General features: G+C 59.8%; 20 protein-coding genes. 3 read left to right on the forward strand and 17 right to left on the reverse strand.

Going from position 1 to position 23,671, the window contains the following annotated elements; all coding sequences use genetic code 11:
- The first annotated feature begins 52 nt into the window (after positions 1-52).
- A complete protein-coding gene (locus PSH78_RS18955; protein WP_305496097.1) occupies positions 53-913 on the forward strand; it encodes a pirin family protein in 861 nt (286 codons plus the stop codon).
- A 142-nt stretch (positions 914-1,055) separates the two neighbouring features.
- Here PSH78_RS18955 and PSH78_RS18960 read toward each other — a convergent pair whose 3' ends face one another.
- The 4 genes from PSH78_RS18960 to PSH78_RS18975 form a co-directional block, all read right to left on the reverse strand.
- Positions 1,056-1,784, reverse strand: coding sequence for a dienelactone hydrolase family protein (locus PSH78_RS18960; RefSeq protein ID WP_305496098.1), 729 nt, complete (start codon positions 1,782-1,784; stop codon positions 1,056-1,058).
- A gap of 146 nt (positions 1,785-1,930) precedes the next feature.
- Positions 1,931-3,835 (reverse strand): molecular chaperone HtpG, encoded by a 1,905-nt coding sequence (htpG, locus tag PSH78_RS18965; protein ID WP_305496099.1) that lies wholly within the window; start codon positions 3,833-3,835, stop codon positions 1,931-1,933.
- A gap of 87 nt (positions 3,836-3,922) precedes the next feature.
- Entirely contained in the window at positions 3,923-4,384 is a 462-nt protein-coding gene (locus PSH78_RS18970; RefSeq protein WP_305496100.1) for a PaaI family thioesterase, read from the reverse strand.
- Positions 4,381-4,857 carry a PaaI family thioesterase gene (locus PSH78_RS18975; protein WP_305496101.1) on the reverse strand — a complete coding sequence of 159 codons (477 nt, stop codon included), beginning with the start codon at positions 4,855-4,857 and terminating at the stop codon, positions 4,381-4,383. The genes PSH78_RS18970 and PSH78_RS18975 overlap by 4 nt, the downstream gene beginning before the upstream one ends.
- A gap of 158 nt (positions 4,858-5,015) precedes the next feature.
- Between PSH78_RS18975 and PSH78_RS18980 the strand changes: the two genes are divergently transcribed.
- Entirely contained in the window at positions 5,016-5,267 is a 252-nt protein-coding gene (locus PSH78_RS18980) for a hypothetical protein (protein ID WP_030138335.1), read from the forward strand.
- A 72-nt stretch (positions 5,268-5,339) separates the two neighbouring features.
- On the opposite strand, the gene PSH78_RS18985 is transcribed toward PSH78_RS18980, so the two are convergent.
- The 11 genes from PSH78_RS18985 to sdhC all read right to left on the reverse strand — a co-directional run bounded on the left by PSH78_RS18985 (position 5,340) and on the right by sdhC (position 19,463).
- Complete coding sequence (locus PSH78_RS18985; protein WP_305496102.1) at positions 5,340-6,077, reverse strand: DUF599 domain-containing protein; 738 nt, start codon at positions 6,075-6,077, stop codon at positions 5,340-5,342.
- A 232-nt stretch (positions 6,078-6,309) separates the two neighbouring features.
- A complete protein-coding gene (gene brnQ / locus PSH78_RS18990) occupies positions 6,310-7,623 on the reverse strand; it encodes a branched-chain amino acid transport system II carrier protein (protein WP_305496103.1) in 1,314 nt (437 codons plus the stop codon).
- Positions 7,624-8,077: 454 nt separating this feature from the next.
- A complete protein-coding gene (gene sucD, locus PSH78_RS18995) occupies positions 8,078-8,962 on the reverse strand; it encodes a succinate--CoA ligase subunit alpha (RefSeq protein WP_305496104.1) in 885 nt (294 codons plus the stop codon).
- Positions 8,962-10,128, reverse strand: coding sequence for an ADP-forming succinate--CoA ligase subunit beta (gene sucC / locus PSH78_RS19000; RefSeq protein WP_305496105.1), 1,167 nt, complete (start codon positions 10,126-10,128; stop codon positions 8,962-8,964). Before sucC ends, sucD begins: the two co-directional genes overlap by 1 nt.
- 196 nt (positions 10,129-10,324) lie before the next feature.
- Entirely contained in the window at positions 10,325-11,761 is a 1,437-nt protein-coding gene (gene lpdA, locus PSH78_RS19005) for a dihydrolipoyl dehydrogenase (RefSeq protein WP_305496106.1), read from the reverse strand.
- A 111-nt stretch (positions 11,762-11,872) separates the two neighbouring features.
- Complete coding sequence (odhB, locus tag PSH78_RS19010; protein ID WP_305496107.1) at positions 11,873-13,096, reverse strand: 2-oxoglutarate dehydrogenase complex dihydrolipoyllysine-residue succinyltransferase; 1,224 nt, start codon at positions 13,094-13,096, stop codon at positions 11,873-11,875.
- Between the two features lie 44 nt (positions 13,097-13,140).
- On the reverse strand, positions 13,141-15,972 hold the full coding sequence (locus PSH78_RS19015; protein WP_305496108.1) for a 2-oxoglutarate dehydrogenase E1 component: 2,832 nt from the start codon (positions 15,970-15,972) through the stop codon (positions 13,141-13,143).
- 262 nt (positions 15,973-16,234) lie between these two features.
- A complete protein-coding gene (locus tag PSH78_RS19020) occupies positions 16,235-16,939 on the reverse strand; it encodes a succinate dehydrogenase iron-sulfur subunit (RefSeq protein WP_039594133.1) in 705 nt (234 codons plus the stop codon).
- Positions 16,940-16,950: 11 nt separating this feature from the next.
- Positions 16,951-18,723 (reverse strand): succinate dehydrogenase flavoprotein subunit, encoded by a 1,773-nt coding sequence (gene sdhA / locus PSH78_RS19025; RefSeq protein WP_305496109.1) that lies wholly within the window; start codon positions 18,721-18,723, stop codon positions 16,951-16,953.
- 3 nt (positions 18,724-18,726) lie between these two features.
- Complete coding sequence (gene sdhD / locus PSH78_RS19030; RefSeq protein WP_003179222.1) at positions 18,727-19,095, reverse strand: succinate dehydrogenase, hydrophobic membrane anchor protein; 369 nt, start codon at positions 19,093-19,095, stop codon at positions 18,727-18,729.
- Positions 19,089-19,463, reverse strand: coding sequence for a succinate dehydrogenase, cytochrome b556 subunit (gene sdhC, locus PSH78_RS19035; RefSeq protein ID WP_024780620.1), 375 nt, complete (start codon positions 19,461-19,463; stop codon positions 19,089-19,091). Before sdhC ends, sdhD begins: the two co-directional genes overlap by 7 nt.
- Before the next feature lie 365 nt (positions 19,464-19,828).
- Here sdhC and gltA point away from each other — a divergent pair, with 365 nt between their 5' ends.
- Entirely contained in the window at positions 19,829-21,118 is a 1,290-nt protein-coding gene (gene gltA / locus PSH78_RS19040) for a citrate synthase (RefSeq protein WP_003172803.1), read from the forward strand.
- A gap of 313 nt (positions 21,119-21,431) precedes the next feature.
- Here the strand turns inward: gltA and PSH78_RS19045 are convergent, their stop codons facing one another.
- Positions 21,432-23,090, reverse strand: coding sequence for a cation acetate symporter (locus PSH78_RS19045; protein WP_305496110.1), 1,659 nt, complete (start codon positions 23,088-23,090; stop codon positions 21,432-21,434).
- On the reverse strand, positions 23,087-23,398 hold the full coding sequence (locus PSH78_RS19050) for a DUF485 domain-containing protein (protein WP_305496111.1): 312 nt from the start codon (positions 23,396-23,398) through the stop codon (positions 23,087-23,089). The genes PSH78_RS19045 and PSH78_RS19050 overlap by 4 nt, the downstream gene beginning before the upstream one ends.
- Between the last annotated feature and the right edge of the window lie 273 nt (positions 23,399-23,671).

A 23,671-nucleotide genomic window follows, 5' to 3' on the forward strand; every position in this document is an offset into this window, starting at 1 on the left:
CTGTAGCCTCGGGTTATGCTTTGCGCATTCGTCGTTCAACCTGGAAGACACCATGACCGCTCCCCTGATCGTTCGTCCCCGCGCAGAAGACGTGGAAGGCCAGCCGATTCTTCGCCCGCTGCCGTCCGCCAAATGCCGCAGCGTCGGGCCTTTCGTGTTTTTCGACCATATGTTGCAAACCACCTACCCGGCGGGCAAAGGCATGAACATCCGCCAGCACCCGCACATCGGGTTATCCACCCTTACCTACCTGTTCGAAGGAAAACTCCAGCACAAGGACAGCCTGGGTTCCGACCAGGTGGTGAATGCCGGGGATGTCAGCTGGATGACGGCGGGCAGCGCGATCGCCCATGTCGAGCGCACTCCGCAAGCGTTGCTGGGCAGCGCTTTTGTCATGCATGGCCTGCAAGTCTGGCTGGCCTCGCCCCAGTCTCATGAGCAGGGCCCCGGACACTACAGCCATCATCCGGCACCGACCCTGCCGGTCAGCGAGAACCTGGGCGTCAGCATCCGCATGATTGCCGGGTCAGGCTTTTGCCTGGAGTCGCCAGTACCGGTGCTCTCGCCTACGCTGTATGCCGAATTGAACCTGCAAACCGCGACGACATTGTTGATTCCCACCGAACATGAAGAGCGTGCACTGTATGTATTGAGCGGCGAGGCACAGCTGGACGGTGAGCCGCTGGAGCCTCATTCGCTGGTCATCCTGCCGGCCGGAGAAGAGATGGCCCTGTTCGCCAGCAGCGACTGCCATGCCGTGCTGTTCGGCGGCGCACCGCTGGACGGGCCACGGCGGATGAACTGGAATTTCGTTGCCAGTGACCCGGCCCGTATCGATGAAGCCCGCCAGCGCTGGGCGGCCGGGGAATGGCCGACTGTGCCGGGGGAAAGCGAGCGAATCGAATTGCCCTGATTTCAGGGATGTCTCATATGCAGCCATCGCGAGCAGGCTCGCTCCCACACTGGATCGGCGCGGTTCGCAGATCTCGCGTACAACTCGGTTCAATGTGGGAGCGAGCCTGCTCGCCAAAGCAATATGACAGAAGCCAGGGCAATCAGCCCTTGAACACCTCATCCAGCAAATTATGCATCGACCGGAACGCCCGCCCGGCGACCTTGGCGTTGTACATCATCTTGCCCGGCACATTGGCCTGTGGATCGGTGAAGGAATGCACCGCGCCGCCATAACTCAGCAATTGCCAGTCCACCCCGGCGGCGTTCATCTCGTCCTCGAAGGCCGGCAGCTGTTCTTTCGGCACCAGCGGGTCGGAGGCGCCATGCATCACCAGGACGGCGCCCTGGATATTCTGCGCATCGGCCGGGTTCGGCGTATCCAGGGTCCCGTGGAACGAGATCGCAGCCTTGAGCGGTGCGCCGCTGCGCGCCAGTTCCAGTGAACAGCAACCACCGAAGCAGAAGCCGAACGTGGCCAGTTTGGCCGTGTCGACCTGCGCTTCGCCCTGGTTCTGCAATTGCTCCAGCGCTACCTGCATGCGCTTGCGCAACAAGGCCCGATCGTTCTTGAGCGGCATCATTGCCGCTCCCGCCTCATCGGCGTTGGTCGGGCGCAGCGTCTGGCCGTACAAGTCGGCGATCAGCACCACGTAGCCGTTGGCGGCCACCGACCTGGCGATCTCCTCGGCCCCCGCCCCCACGCCCATCCAGTTCGGCGCCATCAGCAAACCCGGACGCGGGCCCTGCTGGTTGACGTCGAAGGCCAGGCGACCCTCATAGCTTTGCCCATCGATCTGATACACCAGTGAACGAACCGTAACCTGACTCATGACGGACTCCTCTTGATGAAACATTCAAGAAGCCCTTGTGGGAGCGAGCTTGCTCGCGATTTCGGTCCGACATTCAACAGATGCGTTGACTGGTCTACCGTCATCGCGAGCAAGCTCGCTCCCACAGGGGACTTTCTTACGTCAGATCAAGCTGACAGTTCAACCAGCAGCTTGTTCAAACGCCGGACATAGGCCGCCGGGTCCTTCAGGCTGTCGCCGGCCGCCAGGGCCGCCTGGTCGAACAGGATGTGCGAGAGGTCGCCAAAACGCTCTTCGCTCTGCTCGTTGTCGAGCTTTTCCACCAGCGGGTGAGCCGGGTTGAATTCGAAGATCGGCTTGGAATCCGGAACCTTCTGGCCGCTGGCCTCAAGGATCTGGCGCATCTGCAGACCGAGGTCCTGCTCGCCGATGGCCAGGATGGCCGGGGAGTCGGTCAGACGGTGCGAAACCCGCACTTCGCTGACGGCATCGCCCAACGCAGTCTTGATCCGCTCGACCAGGCCTTCCTTGCTCTTGGCGACTTCTTCGGCGGCTTTCTTGTCTTCTTCCGAATCCAGGTTGCCAAGGTCGAGATCGCCACGGGCCACATCGACGAAGCTCTTGCCGTCGAACTCGTTGAGGTAGCTCATCAGCCACTCGTCGATGCGGTCGGTCAGCAGCAGCACTTCGATGCCTTTCTTGCGGAAGACTTCCAGGTGCGGGCTGTTCTTGACCTGCGCATAGGTTTCGCCGGTCAGGTAGTAGATCTTGTCCTGGCCTTCCTTGGCGCGAGCCAGGTAATCGGCCAGGCTGACGCTCTGCTCGCCGTCGTCACTCTGGGTCGAGGCGAAACGCAGCAGGCCGGCGATCTTCTCTTTGTTGGCGAAATCTTCGGCCGGGCCTTCTTTCATCACCTGGCCGAAGTTCTTCCAGAAGCTCTTGTATTGCTCAGGCTCGCTCTTCGCCAGCTTTTCCAGCATGTCGAGGACGCGCTTGGTCAGCGCCGACTTCATGGAGTCGATGATCGGATCTTTCTGCAGGATTTCCCGCGAAACGTTCAGCGACAGGTCGTTGGAGTCCACCACCCCCTTGATGAAGCGCAGGTACAGCGGCAGGAACGATTCGGCCTGGTCCATCACGAACACGCGCTGCACGTACAACTTCAGCCCGCGCGGTGCTTCGCGCTGGTACAGGTCGAACGGCGCTCGGGCCGGCACGTACAGCAGCGAGCTGTATTCCAGCTTGCCTTCGACCTTGTTATGGCTCCAGCTCAGCGGGTTCTCATAGTCGTGGGCGATGTGCTTGTAGAACTCCTGGTATTCCTCGTCCTTGATCTCGGTACGAGGACGGGTCCACAGGGCACTGGCGCGGTTGACGGTTTCCCATTCCACCTCAGGTTTTTCTTCGCCTTCGGCAGCGGTGACTTCCTTCGGCAACTCGATCGGCAGCGCGATATGGTCAGAGTATTTCTTGATGATGTTGCGCAGGCGCCAGCCATCGGCGAACTCTTCTTCGCCGGACTTCAGGTGCAAGACGATGCGGGTGCCGCGCTCAGCCTTGTCGATGGTCGCGACTTCGAATTCGCCCTCGCCCTTGGACGACCAGTGCACGCCTTCGCTCGCAGCGAGGCCGGCACGGCGGCTGAACACTTCGACCTGATCGGCAACGATGAACGCGGAATAGAAACCGACGCCGAACTGACCGATCAGATGGGAATCCTTTTTCTGGTCGCCCGACAGGTTCTTCATGAAATCGGCGGTGCCGGACTTGGCGATGGTGCCCAGGTGCGTGATCACCTCGTCGCGGCTCATGCCGATGCCGTTGTCTTCGAGGGTGACGGTTTTCGCGTCCTTGTCGAAGCTCACACGGATTTTCAGCTCCGCGCCGCCTTCCAGCAGTTCTGGCTTGGACAGCGCTTCGAAACGTAATTTGTCGACTGCGTCAGAGGCGTTCGAGATCAGCTCGCGAAGAAAAATTTCCTTATTCGAATACAGCGAGTGAATCATCAGGTGCAGCAGTTGCTTCACCTCGGTCTGGAAGCCCAGGGTTTCCTTTTGAGTTTCCACGCTCATGGTCATCAAACTCCAAGTGGATGGTGGTGTCCGCCTCGCTGAGATTGGCGGCGGGATGTCCACAAGGTGGGGGCACCGGTGATGATTTCAAGGGGCGGTCGGCCTGGAGGGTGCAGGGATCTTGAAATGGGCCCGGGCCGTGGCAATCGGTTCGGCTTCGGATTCCTGCCAGGCGGTGATCGCCACATTGGCCACGCGCCGGCCCTGGCGCCAGACCTGACACCGGGCATAGGTGTCACGAAACTGCCCGGCGCGCAGGTAATCCAGGGAAAAATCGATGATCTTCGGCACCCCGCTCGCACGGGTCGCGATCAGCAGATGAACGGCGGCCGACAGCTCCATGAAACCGGCAATCACCCCGCCATGGATCGCCGGCAGCAAAGGGTTACCAATGTTGTCCTTGTTGGCCGGCAGGCAAAACAGCAACTCGTCGCCCTGACGCGAACATTCGACGCCGATGAGGCGCGCATAGGGAATCGAGGCCAGCAGCAGCTCGCAGTCGCCATGCTCGCAGGCCTGGCGCAGGTGTTCCTCGGTGATATCGGTCATGGCTTTTGCGTTGCAGCCGTCAGGCCACCCTTTCTCATTCCCCGGGCGCTATCGCCCAGGCGCATGAAAGTGCCCACCACATGGGCGATGGGTTGCGCGGGATCATCCTGGTAGGCAAAACCCCGGCTGAAAATCACGTCCGGCGTGACCCTATAACACTGTGCGAAACCATAGATGGCTTTATCGGGCATGGCCGCGTGCATGTAATCGATGCGCAGATCCAGGGTCGGGCAGACCTCGAATTGCGGCAGCACGCACAGGGTCGACATGCCGCAAGCGGTATCCATCAGTGTCGTCAGCGCTCCACCGTGGACGATGCCTGTCAGCGGATTACCAACGATAGATGGGCTGTAGGGCAACATCACGGTCAAACCTTCGGAGTTGGCGCTGTGCAATGTCAGACCCAGCACCTGACAATGCCTTAGCGCGGATAAGAAGCGTGTCGCACGCTCAAAAACGGAATCCTCAGCCATTTGTATTAATGCCCTTATGTATGAAGAAGCCCAACAACCACCGTGGGCCATAAAGTTCCGCTGCGCTGCAAAGTTATATATCTAACGCAAAAGAGGAACTTAACCCGAGGGGGCGCGCTCAAAAGGCCAGTAGTTATATCCATAAGGAGAAACACCCCATGCGTAAGACTTTTGCTATTGCCTTGATGTTGGCCGCCTCCCTCGGTCTCGCTGCCTGCGATAAAAAATCCGAGGACAAGGCTCAAGATGCCAACCAACACGCTGAACAAGCTCAGCAAGACATGAACAAAGCACAGGATAAAGTGAACGACGCGGCGAAAGAAAACGCCGAAGCTGCCAAAGCTCAGTCTGAATCGAACAGTGCCGCCCAGCAGGAACAAGCCCCTGCTACCGCGCCTAAAACCAACTGATACGGTTTCAGTGGTAAAAGAAAACCCGCCTGGTGCGGGTTTTCTTTTGCCTGCGATTTGAGAAAGCTGCGGTCAAGCCGCTTCCTTGCCGGTTTCGGGCCCCGGCGCTTCGGTAGGTGTATAGACCATCACGTCCAGCACATCCGAATGGAACTCGCGTTGATACAACACAAACACCACGCCGGCGCTCATCAGCATGAACAGCCAGGGGCTGACGAACCACGCCAGCATGGTCATGCCGAAATAATAGGCACGCAAGCCGAAGTTGAACTGGTTGGCCGCCATCGAAATGACCCGCGCCGCCCTCGAAGCAAAGGCCTTGCGCTCCAGCTCGGACACATGCCGCTCGCCGATCATAGGCGCCGAACCTACCAGGACCGCGGCGAAGTTGTATTGGCGCATGCACCAGCTGAACGTGAAGAACGCGTATACGAACACCAGCGCAAGACACAGCAGCTTCACTTCCGCCATGCCTTGAGAGGCCTGTTGTACCAACGGCAGGTCCGCAAGCAGCGATACCGCGCGGTCAGACGCCCCGAGCACGGTCAGGATACCGGCCAGGATGATCAGCGTGCTGGAGGCGAAGAACGACGCGTTGCGCTCCAGGTTGCCGATCACGCTGGCATCGGCAATGCGGTTATCGCGCAGCAGCATGCGACGCATCCAGTCTTCACGGTACAGGTGCATCACGCTGGCCAGGCACGCCGTGTCGCGGGCCTTCCAGGAAGCATAGCGGGTGTAGCCGGCCCAGCAGATGATGAACCAGACGGCGGCGAGCAGATGGATCAGGTTGGCTTGGATGAAGGACATGCAGTTCCCTGTGATGAAACAAAACCTGCGGCAATAATATCAGCGAACCCTGTGGGAGCGAGCCTGCTCGCGATAGCGATATAACTTTCGCTTCTATGTCGGCAGTTCGGGCGCTTTCGCGAGCAGGCTCGCTCCCACAGGCCCATGGAAAGACACTATTCCCATAAAAAAATGCCCCGTATCGATTGATACGGGGCATTTCGTTTTTACCGATGGGCCTGTTGGAAGCCGCTTACGCCAACGCTTCGCTGCGCTTGCCCAGCAGTCGATCGCAGACCACCGCAACCACCAGGGTCATGACCGAAGGCACCAGCCAGGCCAGGCCCTGGTCGCTCAGCGGCAGGTGGGCCAACTGCGTCGGCAGCCAATCCGCCAGCCCGGCGCCCTTGAGGGCGTCGATCAAGCCGAACAGGAACGACACCAGCATGACCGGGCCGACGATGCGCCCCTGCTCATGCCAGAAGTCCTTGCAGAAGCTCAGGGCGACCAATGCGATGCAAGGCGGATAGATCGCGGTCAGGACCGGAATCGAGAAAGCGATCAGCTTGGTCAACCCGAGGTTGGACACCAGCAGCGAAAACGCCGCCAGGATGATCACCAGCGTCTTGTAGGACAGCGGCAGGACGCGGCTGAAGTACTCGGCGCAGGCGCAGGTCAGGCCAACCGCCGTTACCAGGCACGCCAGGGAGATCAATACCGCAAGGAAGCCGCTGCCCAGGCTGCCGAAGGTATGTTGCACGTAGGCATGCAAGACGGCCGCGCCGTTGGTCGCGCCCGCGGCGACTTCATGGCTGCCCGAACCCAGGCGGAACAGGCTGACGTAGACCAGCGCCAGCCCTACCCCGGCGATCAGCCCGGCGATGATGGCATAGCGGGTGATCAGGGCCGGTGACTCGACGCCCCGGGAACGGATGGCGTTGACGATGACGATGCCGAATACCAGCGCGCCGAGGGTATCCATGGTCAGGTAGCCATTGATGAAGCCCTGGGAAAACGGCGCCGCGACGTATTCGGGAGTCGCCACGCCGATATCGCCCGCCGGCAAGGCGAACGCGGCGATGCCCAGCACGGCAAGGGCAATGATCTTCAGCGGCGCGAGAAAGCGCCCGACGGTGTCCAGCAAGCGGCCCGGATAAAGCGAGATGAAGAACACCACCAGGAAGTACACCGCGCTGTACAGGAACAACGCCAACGGGCTCTCGCCGGTCAGCGGGGCCAGGCCGACTTCGAACGATACGGTAGCGGTTCGCGGGGTGGCGAACAGCGGGCCGACCGCCAGGTAGCACACCGCTGCCAGCAAACCACCGGCGATCTTGCCGATAGGGCTGCTCAAGGCGTCCATCGCGCCACCGACCTTGGCCAGCGCAACGACCGTGATCACCGGCAGCCCGACCGCGGTGATGAGAAAGCCCAGCGCCGCCATCCAGACATGAGGCCCGGACTGTAAACCGACGATAGGCGGGAAGATGATGTTGCCGGCCCCGACAAACAGGGCAAATGTCATGAAACCAAGCGCCAGGATGTCCTGGCCTTTCAACACTTTCATTAAGGAAACCACACTACTGAATCGGAATTTAGAGAGGGATTTCCCTTATGGGTGAGGGAAATGCTGCCGATCCGTATGAGACCGACCCGTTTGGCGCGTCGCTTCCTTGTGGGCAGCGGTCGCAAAAATGGCTGCTAGCCTAACGAATTCAAGTGAAAAACGCACTGTTACAGGGCGAACTATCCGATACACGACATTGCTGTGTCGCATTTACGTATCTATTTTTCCAACAGGCCGCAGCAATGCCCCCCCTGGGCAAGGGAGCTCGCTCCCACTGGGCTGCGCAGCAGCCCCCTACAGAAGACCGGACCTATTCAGGTAAAACGGTGCTGTCTGGTTTACGACTGCTGCGCAGCCGAGCGGGAGCAAGCTCCCTCGCCACAAGAGCGAACCAGAAACGACAAAGGCCACCCGAAGGTGGCCTTTGTTGCTGGAACGAAGGGTCAGCCGAAGCTTACTTCTTCATTTCCCAGCCGGTCAGCTCGGCCAGGGCCTTGCCGATGTCTGCCAGCGAACGCACGGTTTTCACGCCGGCGTCTTGCAGCGCAGCGAACTTCTCGTCCGCAGTGCCTTTGCCGCCGGAGATGATTGCGCCCGCATGGCCCATGCGCTTGCCCGCAGGGGCAGTCACACCAGCGATGTAGGAAACGACCGGCTTGGTCACGTTTGCCTTGATGTAGGCAGCGGCTTCTTCTTCAGCGGAACCGCCGATCTCACCGATCATGACGATCGCTTCGGTCTTCGGGTCTTCCTGGAACAGCTTCAGGATGTCGATGAAGTTGGAGCCTGGGATCGGGTCACCGCCGATGCCGACGCAAGTGGACTGACCGAAACCGGCGTCAGTGGTCTGCTTCACGGCTTCGTAGGTCAGGGTGCCGGAACGGGAAACGATACCGACCTTGCCTGGCAAGTGAATGTGACCTGGCATGATGCCGATCTTGCATTCGCCTGGAGTGATCACGCCTGGGCAGTTAGGGCCGATCAGGGTAACACCCAGCTCGTCGCACTTGACCTTGGCATCCAGCATGTCCAGGGTAGGAATGCCTTCGGTGATGCAAACGATCAGCTTGATGCCGCCGAATGCTGCTTCCAGGATGGAGTCCTTGCAGAAAGGAGCTGGAACGTAGATCACGCTGGCGGTGGCGCCAGTGGCAGCTACAGCGTCTTTCACGGTGTTGAACACTGGCAGGCCCAGGTGCTCGGTGCCGCCTTTGCCCGGCGTTACACCGCCGACCATCTGGGTGCCGTATTCGATGGCTTGCTGGGTGTGGAAGCTACCTTGCGAACCGGTAATGCCCTGGCAGATAACCTTGGTGTCTTTGTTGATCAGGACGCTCATTATTTGCCCTCCGCAGCTTTGACGACTTGTTGAGCAGCGTCGGTCAGGCTGGTAGCAGCGATGATGTTCAAACCGCTTTCTGCCAGTACTTTAGCGCCCAGTTCAGCGTTGTTGCCTTCAAGGCGCACAACAACCGGGATTTTCACGCCGACTTCTTTCACGGCGCCGATGATGCCTTCGGCAATCATGTCGCAGCGAACGATGCCGCCGAAGATGTTGACCAGTACTGCAGCGACGTTGGAGTCGGACAGGATGATCTTGAACGCTTCGGTAACGCGTTCCTTGGTAGCACCGCCGCCCACGTCGAGGAAGTTGGCTGGCTTGCCGCCATGCAGGTTGACGATGTCCATGGTACCCATGGCCAGGCCGGCACCGTTGACCATGCAGCCGATGTTGCCTTCCAGCGCTACGTAGTTCAGTTCGAACTTGGCAGCGTGCGCTTCGCGCGGATCGTCCTGCGACGGATCGTGGAAAGTCTTCAGCTTAGGCTGACGATACATGGCGTTGGCGTCGATGTTGATCTTGGCATCGAGGCAGTGCAGATCGCCGTCGGCCTTGATCACCAGCGGGTTCACTTCCAGCAGGGCCAGATCGTGATCCTGGAACAGTTTGGCCAGACCCACGAAGATCTTGGCGAACTGGGCAACCTGCTTGCCTTCCAGGCCCAGCTGGAAAGCCAGCTCGCGACCCTGGAATGGCTGTGCGCCAACCAGTGGATCGATGGTGGCCTTGAGGATTTTCTCAGGGGTGTCGTGAGCGATTTTCTCGATGTCCACGCCACCTTCGGTGGAAGCCATGAACACGATGCGGCGGCTCGAACGGTCAACGACAGCGCCCAGGTACAGCTCTTTAGCGATATCAGTGCACGATTCAACCAGGATCTTGGTGACTGGCTGACCGTTGGCGTCAGTCTGGTAAGTCACCAGACGCTTGCCCAGCCACTGCTGTGCGAAGGCTTTGGCGTCTTCTTTGCTGCGAACCAGCTTGACGCCGCCCGCTTTACCGCGACCACCGGCGTGAACCTGGGCTTTGACAACCCATTCGCTGCCGCCGATCTTGTCGCAAGCTTCTGCTGCCGCTTCCGGGGTGTCTACCGCGTAACCGGTGGATACTGGCAGGCCGTACTCAGCGAACAGCTGCTTACCCTGATACTCGTGAAGATTCATGCTTATTACCGTCTTCGTTAGGTACTGCGCATTCGGTGCTGCACCGTTGTGGTGCCGCACCACCTGTGACTGCTGCTTGCGTAGCGTTCCGGTTAACCGGTGCCGCTACGCAAGACTGCGTCCAGCGGACATTCCGCGGTGAGTCTTGCACGCAAGGCTCGCGACGGGCCGCACCGCCGTGGTTTCTTATTATCCGTTAACGCTTCTTGCGGTTGGCCACGTGGATGGCGCCGCCATTCACGGCCAGGGCCGCTTCGTGCAAGGCTTCGGACAGGGTCGGATGGGAGAAGACCATCATGCCCAGGTCTTCAGCGCTGGTGCCGAATTCCATACCGATCGCGCCTTGCTGTACCAGCTCGGCAGCGCTTGGGCCAATGACGTGAACGCCCAATACGCGGTCGGTCTTGGCGTCGGCGATGACTTTCACGAAACCACCGGTGTCGTTGGCTGCCATGGCGCGACCGCTGGCGGCGAACGGGAAGGTGCCGACGTTAACTTCAACGCCTTCGGCTTTCAAGGCCTGCTCGGTTTTACCAACCCATGCGATTTCCGGGTGGGTGTAGATAACCGATGGGATCAGGTCGTAGTTCATCTGGGCCTTGTGGCCCTTGATGCGCTCGACCACCATGATGCCTTCTTCGGACGCCTTGTGCGCCAGCATCATGCCGCGAACCACGTCACCGATGGCGAAGACGCCCGGTACGGCGGTTGCGCAATGGTCATCGACCGCGATGAAGCCGCGCTCGTCGATTTCCACGCCGCAGTCGGCGGCCAGCAGGTCAGTGGTCACCGGACGACGGCCGACCGCTACGATCAGCTTGTCGAAAGTGATGGTCTGTTCGCCGTTGGCGTCGGTGTAGTTGACCACGACTTCTTCGCCGTTGACCTTGGAGCCGGTCACGCGAGCGCCCAGCTTGATGTCCAGGCCTTGCTTGGTCAGGGTCTTCAGCGCTTCCTTGGAAACCGCGGTGTCGGCGGCCATCAGGAAGGTGTCGAGGGCTTCGAGCACGGTCACTTCAGCGCCCAGGCGCGACCATACCGAACCCAGCTCCAGGCCGATCACGCCAGCGCCGATCACGCCCAGGCGTTTTGGCACGGTCTGGAATTCCAGGGCACCGGTGGAGTCGACGATGACGTTCTGGTCGACCGGAGCCGGCGGGATGTCGATCGGACGCGAGCCTGGCGCCAGGATGACGTTTTCGGCTTCGATCACTTCAACCGAGCCGTCCGGCTTGGTCACTTCGACTTTCTTGCCCATCAGCAGCTTGCCGTGGCCTTCGATGGAAGTCACGCCGTTGGCCTTGAACAGGGTGGCAACACCGCTGGTCAGGTTCTTGACGATGCCGGCCTTGCGGCCAACCATCGCGGCGACGTCCATTTTCACTTCACCGGTAGAGATACCGTGAACGTTGAAGCTTTCTTTCGCTTCCTTGTATTTCCAGGAGCTGTCCAGCAGCGCCTTGGAAGGAATGCAACCGACGTTCAGGCAAGTACCGCCCAAGGCTTGCTTGCCTTCCTTGTCGGTGTATTTCTCGATGCAGGCAGTGGTAAGGCCCAGTTGCGCAGCCTTGATGGCCGCTACGTAGCCGCCAGGGCCCGCACCAATCACTACCACGTCGAATTTCTGAGTCATGAGTCATTCCTTTTCGAATCAAACCGGACGGTCACTTGTGGTGACCGTCGAGGGACGAAACCGGTTGTTTCAGCAAGAGGCCGGTCAACAGACCGGCCCTCGCGGCGAAAATCAGATATCCAGCAGCAGACGAGCCGGATCTTCAAGCAGGTTCTTGATGGTGACCAGGAACGTCACGGCTTCTTTGCCGTCGATCAGGCGGTGATCGTAGGACAGTGCCAGGTACATCATCGGACGAATCACGACTTGACCATTGATCGCCATCGGACGCTGCAGAATGTTGTGCATGCCGAGGATAGCCGCTTGTGGCGGGTTGACGATCGGGGTCGACATCATCGAACCGAATGTACCACCGTTGGTGATGGTGAACGTACCGCCGGTCATCTCTTCGATGGACAGCTTGCCGTCACGGGCCTTCTTGCCGAAGGTGGCGATGCCGCCTTCGATTTCGGCCAGGCTCATCAGCTCGGCGTTGCGCAGTACCGGAACCACCAGGCCACGGTCACTGGAGACCGCGACACCGATGTCGGCGTAGCCGTGGTAGACGATGTCGGAACCGTCGATCGACGCGTTGACGGCCGGGAAGCGTTTCAGCGCTTCGGTGGCAGCCTTGACGAAGAACGACATGAAGCCCAGGCGTACGCCGTTGTGGGACTTCTCGAACAGATCCTTGTACTTCGAACGCAGGGCCATGACTTCGGTCATGTCGACTTCGTTGAAAGTGGTCAGCATCGCCATGTTCGACTGGGCTTCGACCAGACGCTCGGCAACCTTGGCGCGCAGGCGGGTCATCGGTACGCGTTTTTCCACGCGGTCGCCGGCAGCGAACACTGGCGCGGAAGCGGCAGGTGCGGCTGGCTTGGCGGGTGCTGCGGCCGGTGCGGCTTTCTTGGCGGCAACGGCGGCAACCACGTCTTCCTTGGTCACGCGACCACCCTTGCCGGTGCCGGCAACGGAAGCGATGTTGATACCATTTTCTTCAGCCAGCTTGCGAGCAGCCGGGGCAGCGACTGGATCGTCTTCGCCCGATGCAGCAGGAGCCGCGGCCTGAGCGGCAGCCGGTGCAGCGGCAGCGGCTGGAGCGGCGGCGGCAGCGCCGCCCTCTTCGATCGAGCCCAGGACCTGGTTCGACAGAACGGTAGCGCCCTCTTCGGCGATGATTGCGCCCAACACGCCGTCGGCTTCGGCCAATACTTCCAGCACGACCTTGTCGGTCTCGATGTCGACGATCAGGTCGTCACGCTTGACGGCCTCGCCTGGTTTCTTGTGCCAGGTGGCAACGGTGCCATCGGCAACCGATTCCGGGAATGACGGGGCTTTGATTTCGATAGCCATTATCTGTGGGTCCTTAAAATTCGGTTTCAGTCAGCACGAAGGCGTTAAACAGTGAAGGCATCTTGCAGCAGTTTTTCCTGCTGCTCGGCGTGCATCGACGCATAACCACACGCAGGGGCAGCAGAAGCGTCACGACCGGCGTACTCCAGGCCCAGGGCCTTGTTATGGTTGCCGATGCTGCGACGCAGGTGATGCTGGCTGCTGTACCACGCGCCCTGGTTCATCGGTTCTTCCTGACACCACACCACGTGGGTGAGGTTGGTGTAAGGCGCGATGGCCTCCATCAGGTCGTCTTCCGGGAACGGGTAGAGCTGCTCGATACGCACAATGGCGATGTCTTCGCGGCCTTCGGCACGACGTTTTTCCAGCAGATCGTAGTAGACCTTGCCGCTGCACAGGATCAGGCGAGTCACCTTTGCCGCGTCCAGGGTATCGATTTCCGAGATAACGGTCTGGAAGGAGCCTTCGGCCAGGTCTTCGAGCGTGGAAATCGCCAGCTTGTGGCGCAACAGCGACTTGGGCGTCAGCACGATCAGCGGCTTGCGCAGCGGACGGATGACCTGGCGACGCAGCAGGTGGTAGATCTGCGCCGGGGTCGTCGGTACGCAAACCTGGACGTTGTGCTCGGCGCACAATTGCAGGTAACGCTCCAGACGTGCCGAAGAGTGCTCCGGCCCCTGCCCTTCATAACCGTGTGGCAGCAGCATGGTCAGGCCGCAGAGACGACCCCACTTGTGCTCGCCGCTGGTGATGAACTGGTCGACAACCACCTGGGCACCGTTGGCGAAGTCGCCGAACTGGGCTTCCCAGATCACCAGCGCATTCGGCTCGGTGGTGGAATAGCCATATTCGAACGCCAGGACGGCTTCCTCGGACAACAGCGAATCGTACAGGTCGAAACGTGGCTGGCCTTTGTACAGATGTTGCAGCGGGATGTAGGTGCTGGCGTCTTTCTGGTTGTGCAGCGCCGCGTGGCGGTGCGAGAAAGTACCGCGGCCTACGTCCTGGCCGGTGATGCGAATCGGATGACCTTCGAACGCCAGGGTCGCGTACGCCATGGTTTCGGCGTAACCCCAGTTGATCGGCAGGCCGCCGGCTTGCATCTTCTGGCGGTCTTCGTAGATCTTCGCGACCTGGCGCTGGACCACGAAGCCTTCCGGGATTTCCAGCAGCTTGGCGGACAGTTCCTGCAAGGTCTTGAGGTCGAAGCGCGTGTCGTGACGCGCGGTCCAGGCGTGGCCCAGGTAAGGACGCCAGTCCACGAACAGTTCCTTGTTCGGTTCCTTGACCAGGCTTTTTACGACGTGCAGGCCGTTGTCCAGAGCGTTGCGATATTCATCGACTTTTTCCTGGACGCGCGCGGCATCCAGAACGCCGCTCTGGGTCAGGCGATCGGCGTACAGCTCGCGGGTGGTGCGCTGCTTGGCGATCTGCTGGTACATCAGTGGCTGGGTACCGCTTGGCTCGTCGGCCTCGTTGTGGCCGCGACGACGGTAGCAGACCAGGTCGATCACCACGTCGCGCTTGTACTGCATGCGGTAGTCGATGGCCAACTGGGTCACGAACAGCACGGCTTCCGGGTCATCGCCATTCACATGGAGAATCGGCGCCTGGATCATTTTCGCGACGTCGGTTGCGTACTCGGTGGAACGCGAGTCCAGCGGGTTGCTGATGGTGAAACCAACCTGGTTGTTGATGACGATGTGAACCGTACCGCCAGTCTTGAAGCCGCGGGTCTGCGACATCTGGAAGGTTTCCATGACCACGCCCTGACCGGCGAATGCCGCGTCACCGTGGATGGAGATCGGCAACACCTTCTCGCCAGTCGGATCGTTGCGACGATCCTGGCGGGCACGGACCGAACCCTCGACCACCGGGGAAACGATTTCCAGGTGGGACGGGTTGAAGGCCATGGCCAGGTGGACTTCGCCACCGGTGGTCATCACGTTGGACGAGAAGCCCTGGTGGTATTTCACGTCACCGGAACCCAGCTCGACCTTCTTCTTGCCTTCGAACTCGTCGAACAGCTCGCGCGGGTTCTTGCCGAAGGTGTTGACCAGTACGTTCAGGCGACCACGGTGGGCCATGCCGATGACGACTTCCTTGGTACCGTAGGAGCCGGAACGCTGGATCAGCTCGTCGAGCATCGGGATCAGGCTTTCGCCGCCTTCCAGGCCGAAACGCTTGGTGCCCGGGTATTTGGTACCCAGGTATTTCTCCAAACCTTCACCGGCGGTGACGCGCTCGAGCAAGTGGCTCTTGATGTCGGCGGAGTACGTCGGACGGCCACGAACGCTTTCCAGACGCTGCTGGAACCACTGGCGCTGCTCGGAATCGGTGATGTGCGTGAATTCAGCGCCGATGGTGCGGCAATATGTCTGCTGCAACGCTTCGTGAATTTCGCGTAGGCTCGCTTCCTCTTTGCCGATGAACAGGTCGCCGGCACGGAAGGTCGTATCAAGATCGGCATTGGTCAAGCCGTAATGAGTGATCGACAGGTCTGCAGGTGCAGGACGCTGCCACAGCCCCAGCGGGTCCAGCTGGGCTGCCTGGTGGCCGCGCATCCGGTAGGCCTGGATCAGTCGCAGTACTTCAACTTGCTTCTTCTCATGCTCGGAGCTCACGCTGCCGGCAGACACCGGTTGAGCGCGGCGCTGGTTCTTTGCCAGCAGCACGAAATGATCGCGAATCGTCGAGTGCGAAACATCGGTGGCAGAGTTACCGTCAGCCGGCAACTTCTGAAAGTAGGTGCGCCATTCTTCTGGCACAGCGTTAGGGTCGTGCAGGTAGAGCTCGTAGAGCTCTTCCACATAGGCAGCGTTACCACCGGAGAGGTGGGCACTGTTCCACATGCGCTGCATCACGCTTTCTTGCATGCTTGGTCACCCTCGATTAGGGGAACACCACCGGCGAAAACACCGAGCAAACTTGCAGAAGTCCGAGTGCAGCGACTAAAACAAGCCACTTAGGATCACGCTGATAGTCCGGGTACCAGCCCGGATGCCCCTGCTTGTCTCATTTCTTCAAAATAAGAACGGCCGCTTTGTGAGTGGCTGTTCTGGTTATAGCCAGGACGTGGGTTGAAGCCCACGCCCTCGCCTTTACGGGTACAGCGGTTCTACGGGTACAGCAGCTGAATCACACGCCGTTTTGCAGCAGCATGTTACGTACGTGACCGATGGCCTTAGTCGGGTTCAGGCCTTTCGGGCAGACGTTGACGCAGTTCATGATCCCGCGGCAGCGGAATACGCTGAACGGGTCATCCAGTGCGGCCAGACGCTCGGACGTCTTGGTGTCACGGCTGTCTGCCAGGAAGCGATACGCTTGCAGCAGGGCGGCCGGGCCCAGGAACTTGTCCGGGTTCCACCAGAACGATGGGCACGAGGTCGAGCAGCAGGCGCACAGGATGCACTCGTACAGACCGTCGAGCTTTTCACGCTCTTCAGGAGACTGCAGACGCTCGATGGCCGGAGCCGGCGTGTCGTTCTGCAGGAATGGCTTCACCTTCTCGTATTGCTTGTAGAAGATGCTCATATCGACGACCAGGTCACGGATGACCGGCAGACCTGGCAGCGGACGAACGATCAGCTTGTTGCCCTTGACCACCGCCGACAGCGGCGTGATGCAGGCCAGGCCGTTCTTGCCGTTGATGTTCATGCCGTCGGAGCCGCAAACGCCCTCGCGGCACGAGCGACGATAGGAAAAACCTTCGTCCTGCTCTTTGATCAAGGCCAGCACGTCCAGCACCATCAGGTCTTTACCACCGGTATCGACCTGGAAGTCCTGCATGAACGGCGCGGCGTCCTGATCAGGGTTGTAGCGATAAACACTGACTTGCAACATAGCGGTCACCCTTAATAAGTCCGGACTTTTGGTTCGAAAGTCGGAACAGTCTTCGGCGAGAAGTTCACGGCACGCTTGGTAACGCGCTTATCACCCGGGAAGTACAAGGTGTGGCACAGCCAGTTTTCGTCGTCACGGTCTTCATAGTCTTCGCGGGCGTGGGCACCACGGGACTCTTTACGCACTTCAGCCGCGATGGCGGTGGCTTCGGCCACTTCCAGCAGGTTCTGCAATTCCAGCGCTTCGATACGGGCAGTGTTGAACGCCTGCGACTTATCGTTGATCTTCACGTTGGCAATTCGTTCACGCAATTGCGCCAGCTGGGCAATACCCTTCTGCATGTATTCGCCGGTACGGAACACACCGAAGTAGTTCTGCATGCAGCTTTGCAGCTCGCGACGCAGGGTGGCGACGTCTTCGCCTTCGGTACGCTCGTTGAGACCGGCCAGACGCTTGAGGGCCACGTCGATGTCGGTGTCGCTGGCGTCGCGGTATTCGATACCGTCGGTCAGCGCTTTTTCCAGGTGCAGGCCGGCAGCGCGGCCGAATACCACCAGGTCGAGCAGCGAGTTGCCGCCCAGGCGGTTGGCACCGTGCACGGATACGCACGCCACTTCACCCACTGCAAACAGGCCAGGGATGATTTGGTCCACGCCTTCGGCGTTCTGGGTGATTGCCTGGCCATGAATGTTGGTGGCAACGCCGCCCATCATATAGTGGCAGGTTGGAACCACTGGAACCGGCGCAACGACTGGATCGACGTGGGCGAAGGTCTTGGACAGTTCGCAGATACCTGGCAAGCGGCTGTGCAGCACTTCTTCGCCGAGGTGGTCGAGCTTGAGCATCACGTGGTCGCCGTTCGGGCCACAGCCGTTACCGGCAATGATCTCTTTAACCATCGAACGAGCCACGACGTCACGACCGGCAAGGTCCTTGGCGTTCGGAGCATAACGCTCCATGAAACGCTCGCCGTGCTTGTTGATCAGGTAACCGCCTTCACCACGGCAGCCTTCGGTGACCAGTACACCAGCGCCGGCGATGCCGGTCGGGTGGAACTGCCACATTTCGATGTCCTGCACCGGCACGCCGGCACGCAGGGCCATGCCGACGCCGTCACCGGTGTTGATCAGGGCGTTGGTGGTGGACGCGTAGATACGGCCCGCACCGCCGGTCGCCAGCACGGTGGCTTTGGCGCGGATGTAGGTGGTTTCGCCGGTTTCGATGCAGATCGCGATCACGCCGACGAAGGCGCCGTCCTGGTTCTTCACCAGGTCAACGGCGTAGTACTCGTTCAGGAACGTGGTACCGGCCTTCAGGTTGCCCTGGTAAAGGGTGTGCAGCAGTGCGTGACCGGTACGGTCGGACGCCGCGCAAGTACGCGCAGCCTGGCCGCCCTTGCCGTAGTCCTTGGACTGGCCACCGAACGGGCGCTGGTAGATGCGGCCGGTTTCGGTACGCGAGAACGGCAGACCCATGTGGTCCAGCTCGAACACTGCGGCCGGGCCTTCCTGACACATGTATTCGATAGCGTCCTGGTCGCCGATGTAGTCGGAACCCTTGACGGTATCGTACATGTGCCAGCGCCAGTCATCGTTCGGGTCGGCCGAAGCGATGGCGCAAGTGATGCCACCCTGGGCGGAAACGGTGTGCGAACGCGTCGGGAAAACCTTGGTGATCACGGCAGTCTTGTGACCGCCCTGTGCCAGTTGCAGCGCTGCGCGCATGCCGGCACCGCCACCACCAATAATGATGGCGTCGAAAGAAATCGTTGGAATGTTAGCCATGAATCAGATACCCCAGAGAATCTGCACACCCCAGACGAAGTAAGCGAACATCGCAACGCCGCATACTGCCTGGAAGAGGAAACGTACGGCAGTCGCCGACTTGCCGAACGCCATCTGCGTCAGGTAGTCGGTCGCGATGGTCCACATGCCGACCCAGGCGTGAGCGCCGAGTGCGACAAGTGCCAGCAGACTGAAGATACGCATCCAGTTGTTTGCAAACAGTTCGTGCCATTGGGCGTAGCCCAGGCCGGGGTTGGCTACCACATATCCGATCAGGAAGATGAAATAAGCCGCGAGAACGACCGCAGAGACACGCTGCGCCATCCAGTCATAGAGGCCCGAACGCGAGAGGTTCGTGACGTTGGTTACCATATCCAGACTCCTGCCAGAACGATTACCACCACGGAAACGGCGATAACGATTTTCGAGCCCAGCTTGCCGCCTTCCAGCGTCTCACCGATGCCCATGTCCATGATCAAGTGGCGCACGCCGGCTACCAGGTGATACAGCAAGGCGGACAGGATGCCCCAAATCACTAGCTTGGCTAGCGGACTGGTCAGACACGCTTTCACCTGACCGAAGCCTTCTTCCGAATCGAGCGACTTGTCCAATGCATAAAGCATGATGGCCAGGCTGACGAAGAGGATGACACCGGAAATACGGTGAAGAATGGACGTGTAAGCAGTGACTGGGAGTTTGATGGTCCTTAGGTCTAGGTTTACAGGTCGTTGGCTTTTCACGGCTTTTTTTTCACACTGAAGAGCCCCTAACAATCAGGGCAAAGTTGTTGGGGCGCGCACTGGTCAGGTACTCACCACCCAGGGAGTGACGACCCCCAAGAAAGCAGGCCCAAAAGCCCCTGGCGGTCGGTGGCCGAGTATAGACAGTTAGGCTACTAATGACAACGCGTTCACCTTCCCCTAATAGCGCATTGCACATGCAGGGCAAAAGGCGTAAACGGCAGGCAATTTCGCGGAAAAAGTCCGGTTAAAGCCTTCTGGAGCAAGACTTTAGGCAAATTGACATTCGGATTTATCTCACTATAGTGGTGCGGGCCCTGCGTGGGGGGTCTGTCTGATGATTCCAAGCATTAATAGGAGGCCACATGGCTGACAAAAAAGCGCAGTTGATCATCGAGGGCGCAGCCCCCGTCGAGCTGCCCATTTTAACCGGCACCGTTGGTCCCGATGTAATCGACGTACGGGGCCTGACGGCCACGGGCCGTTTCACCTTTGACCCAGGTTTCATGTCGACCGCCTCGTGCGAGTCGAAAATCACCTATATCGACGGCGACAACGGCATCCTGCTGCACCGCGGCTACCCGATCGAGCAACTGGCTGAAAAATCGGACTACCTGGAAACCTGCTACCTACTGCTCAACGGCGAACTGCCGACCGCAGAACAGAAGGCCCAGTTCGTCAGCACCGTGAAGAACCACACCATGGTTCACGAGCAGTTGAAGACCTTCTTCAACGGCTTCCGTCGCGATGCCCACCCGATGGCCGTCATGTGCGGTGTTGTCGGCGCCCTCTCGGCCTTCTACCACGACTCCCTGGACATCAATAACCCCCAGCATCGCGAAATCTCCGCGATCCGCCTGGTGGCGAAGATGCCGACCCTGGCAGCCATGGTCTACAAGTACTCCATGGGCCAGCCCATGATGTACCCGCGCAACGACCTGACCTATGCAGAGAACTTCCTGCACATGATGTTCAACACCCCGTGCGAGATCAAACCGATCAGCCCGGTGCTCGCCAAGGCCATGGACCGCATCTTCATACTCCATGCCGACCACGAGCAGAACGCCTCCACGTCCACCGTGCGCCTGGCCGGCTCGTCGGGTGCCAACCCGTTCGCCTGTATCGCCGCCGGTATCGCCGCGCTCTGGGGCCCTGCCCACGGCGGCGCGAACGAAGCGGTACTGACCATGCTCGATGAAATCGGCGATGTCTCGAACATCGACAAGTTCATCGCCAAGGCCAAGGACAAGAACGATCCGTTCAAGCTGATGGGCTTCGGCCACCGGGTCTACAAGAACCGCGACCCGCGCGCCACCGTCATGAAGCAGACCTGCGACGAAGTGCTCAAGGAACTGGGGATCAAGAACGATCCGCAACTCGAACTGGCCATGCGCCTGGAAGAGATCGCCCTGACCGACCCGTACTTCATCGAGCGCTCGCTGTACCCGAACGTCGACTTCTACTCGGGGATCATCCTCAAGGCGATCGGCATCCCGACCAGCATGTTCACCGTGATCTTCGCCCTGGCGCGGACCGTCGGCTGGATCTCCCACTGGAAGGAAATGCTCTCCAGCCCGTACAAGATCGGCCGCCCGCGCCAGCTGTACACCGGCTATGAGTCGCGTGACATCACCAAGCTGGAAGACCGCAAGTAAGGCTTGCCTTTCAGTAAGTCTCAAGCTGCACCGGAACAGCCCCTGCTTCTTATAAAGAGCAGGGGCTGTTTTGTTTATGCCTCTTTATCATCTGATCCAGGAGTTGCTTTGGCAGACCCGACGCCATCGCGAGCAAGCTCGCTCCCACAGTTGGCCTGTTGTGCACCCCGAGCTTGTGTTCACTGGAGATTCCCTGTGGGAGCGAGCTTGCTCGCGATGGCGGCAGGCCTACCCCCATAAATCCCACACAAAAAAATACCCCGGCCTCTCGACCGGGGTATTTCTTCAAACACTACGCTTGCAATTTACCGCCTCAATGATTCACCGCCCCACTCGCCCCCAGGCCAGTCTGCGAACGCACGAACTGCGGGAAGAACAGCGCCCGCTCGTTGGCGCCTTCAGCCGACTTGTCGGTGATGGAGAAGAACCAGATGCCGACAAACGCAATGATCATCGAGAACAGCGCCGGGTATTCATACGGGAAGATCGCCTTCTCGTGACCCATGATCTGCACCCAGATGGTCGGACCGAGCACCATCAGACCCACGGCACTGACCAGACCCAGCCAGCCGCCGATCATGGCGCCACGGGTGGTCAGCTTCTTCCAGTACATCGAAAGCAGCAGTACCGGGAAGTTGCAGCTCGCCGCGATGGAGAACGCCAGGCCCACCATGAACGCGATGTTCTGCTTCTCGAACAGGATGCCCAGGCCGATTGCCAGCACTGCCAGGGCAATGGTGGTGATCTTCGAGACGCGAATCTCGTCCTTCTCGTTGGCCTTGCCTTTCTTGATCACGCTGGCGTACAGGTCATGGGACACCGCCGAGGCACCGGCCAGGGTCAGGCCCGCTACCACCGCCAGGATGGTCGCGAACGCCACCGCCGAGATGAAGCCCAGGAAGATGCTGCCGCCAACCGCGTTGGACAGATGCACCGCCGCCATGTTGTTGCCGCCCAGCAAGGCACCTGCCGCGTCCTTGAAGGCCGGGTTGGTGCTGACCAGCAGGATCGCGCCGAAGCCGATGATGAAGGTCAGGATGTAGAAGTAGCCGATGAAGCCGGTGGCATACAGCACGCTCTTGCGAGCTTCCTTGGCGTCGCTCACGGTGAAGAAGCGCATCAGGATATGTGGCAGGCCAGCGGTACCGAACATCAGCGCCAGGCCGAGGGAGAAGGCCGAGATCGGATCCTTCACCAGGCCGCCAGGGCTCATGATCGCTTCACCTTTAGGGTGAACCTTGACCGCTTCGGCAAACAGCATGTTGAAGTCGAAGTTGACGTGCTTCATCACCATCAGCGCCATGAACGAAGCACCCGACAGCAACAGCACGGCCTTGATGATCTGTACCCAGGTGGTGGCCAGCATGCCGCCGAACAGCACGTACAGGCACATCAGGATACCGACCAGGATCACCGCAACGTGGTAGTCCAGGCCGAACAGCAGCTGGATCAGCTTGCCGGCACCGACCATTTGCGCGATCAGGTAGAACGCCACCACCACCAGCGAGCCGCAGGCGGACAGACTGCGGATCTGGGTCTGCCCGAGGCGATAGGACGCCACGTCGGCAAAGGTGTATTTACCCAGGTTACGCAGACGCTCGGCGATCAGGAACAGAATGATCGGCCAGCCCACCAGGAAGCCGATGGAGTAGATCAGGCCGTCATAACCGGACGTGAATACCAGCGCGGAGATACCCAGGAAGGACGCCGCCGACATGTAGTCGCCGGCGATTGCCAGGCCGTTCTGGAAGCCGGTGATCTTGCCGCCGGCCGCATAGTAGTCGGCCGCCGAGTTGTTTTTCTTGGACGCCCAGTAGGTGATGTACAGAGTCGCGCCGACGAAGGCCACGAACATCAGGATAGCCGCGACGTTGAGGGGTTGTTTCTGCACAGCCCCCGCCACGGCATCAGCTGCCCAGACGCTCGGTGCGAACGCAGCGATGCTCAAAAGAGCCAGTAGACGCCGGATCATTGCTGAGCCTCCTTGAGAATCGCATTGTTCAGGTCGTCGAACTCGCCATTGGCGCGTCGTACATAAATGCCCGTCAGGACAAAAGCCGAGAGAATCAGGCCGATCCCGATGGGAATGCCCCAGGTGATCGTTCCCTCAGGCGTGATCTTGGCGCCGAGAATATGCGGCCCGTAGGCAATCAGCAGGATGAATCCCGAGTAAAGCCCTAGCATGATCGCCGAGAGAATCCAGGCGAACTTTTCCCTTTTACTCACCAGCTCCTTGAAGCGCGGGCTGTTTTGTATCGAGAGGTAAATGCTGTCGTTCATTGTTTTTATCCTCGCAGCACAGATTTAAGTTGGAACGAGCCTACTCTATGCGGCTCAAGGCCAGGTTCCAGACGACCTTAGTATTAGAACGACATGACGGTTTTGCCAGTTTCCCGCAGTTTTCCGCAGTTTCCCCTCCTGTGGGAGCGAGCTTGCTCGCGATAGCGGCGTGTCTGCTTGCATCTTTATTGAATGTTGCGCCGTCATCGCGAGCAAGCTCGCTCCCACAGGGTTATGTGGAGAAGTCAGGAATCACGGGTACAAAAAAACCGC

Source organism: Pseudomonas sp. FP198, from assembly GCF_030687895.1.
In the GTDB taxonomy this organism is placed as follows: domain Bacteria; phylum Pseudomonadota; class Gammaproteobacteria; order Pseudomonadales; family Pseudomonadaceae; genus Aquipseudomonas.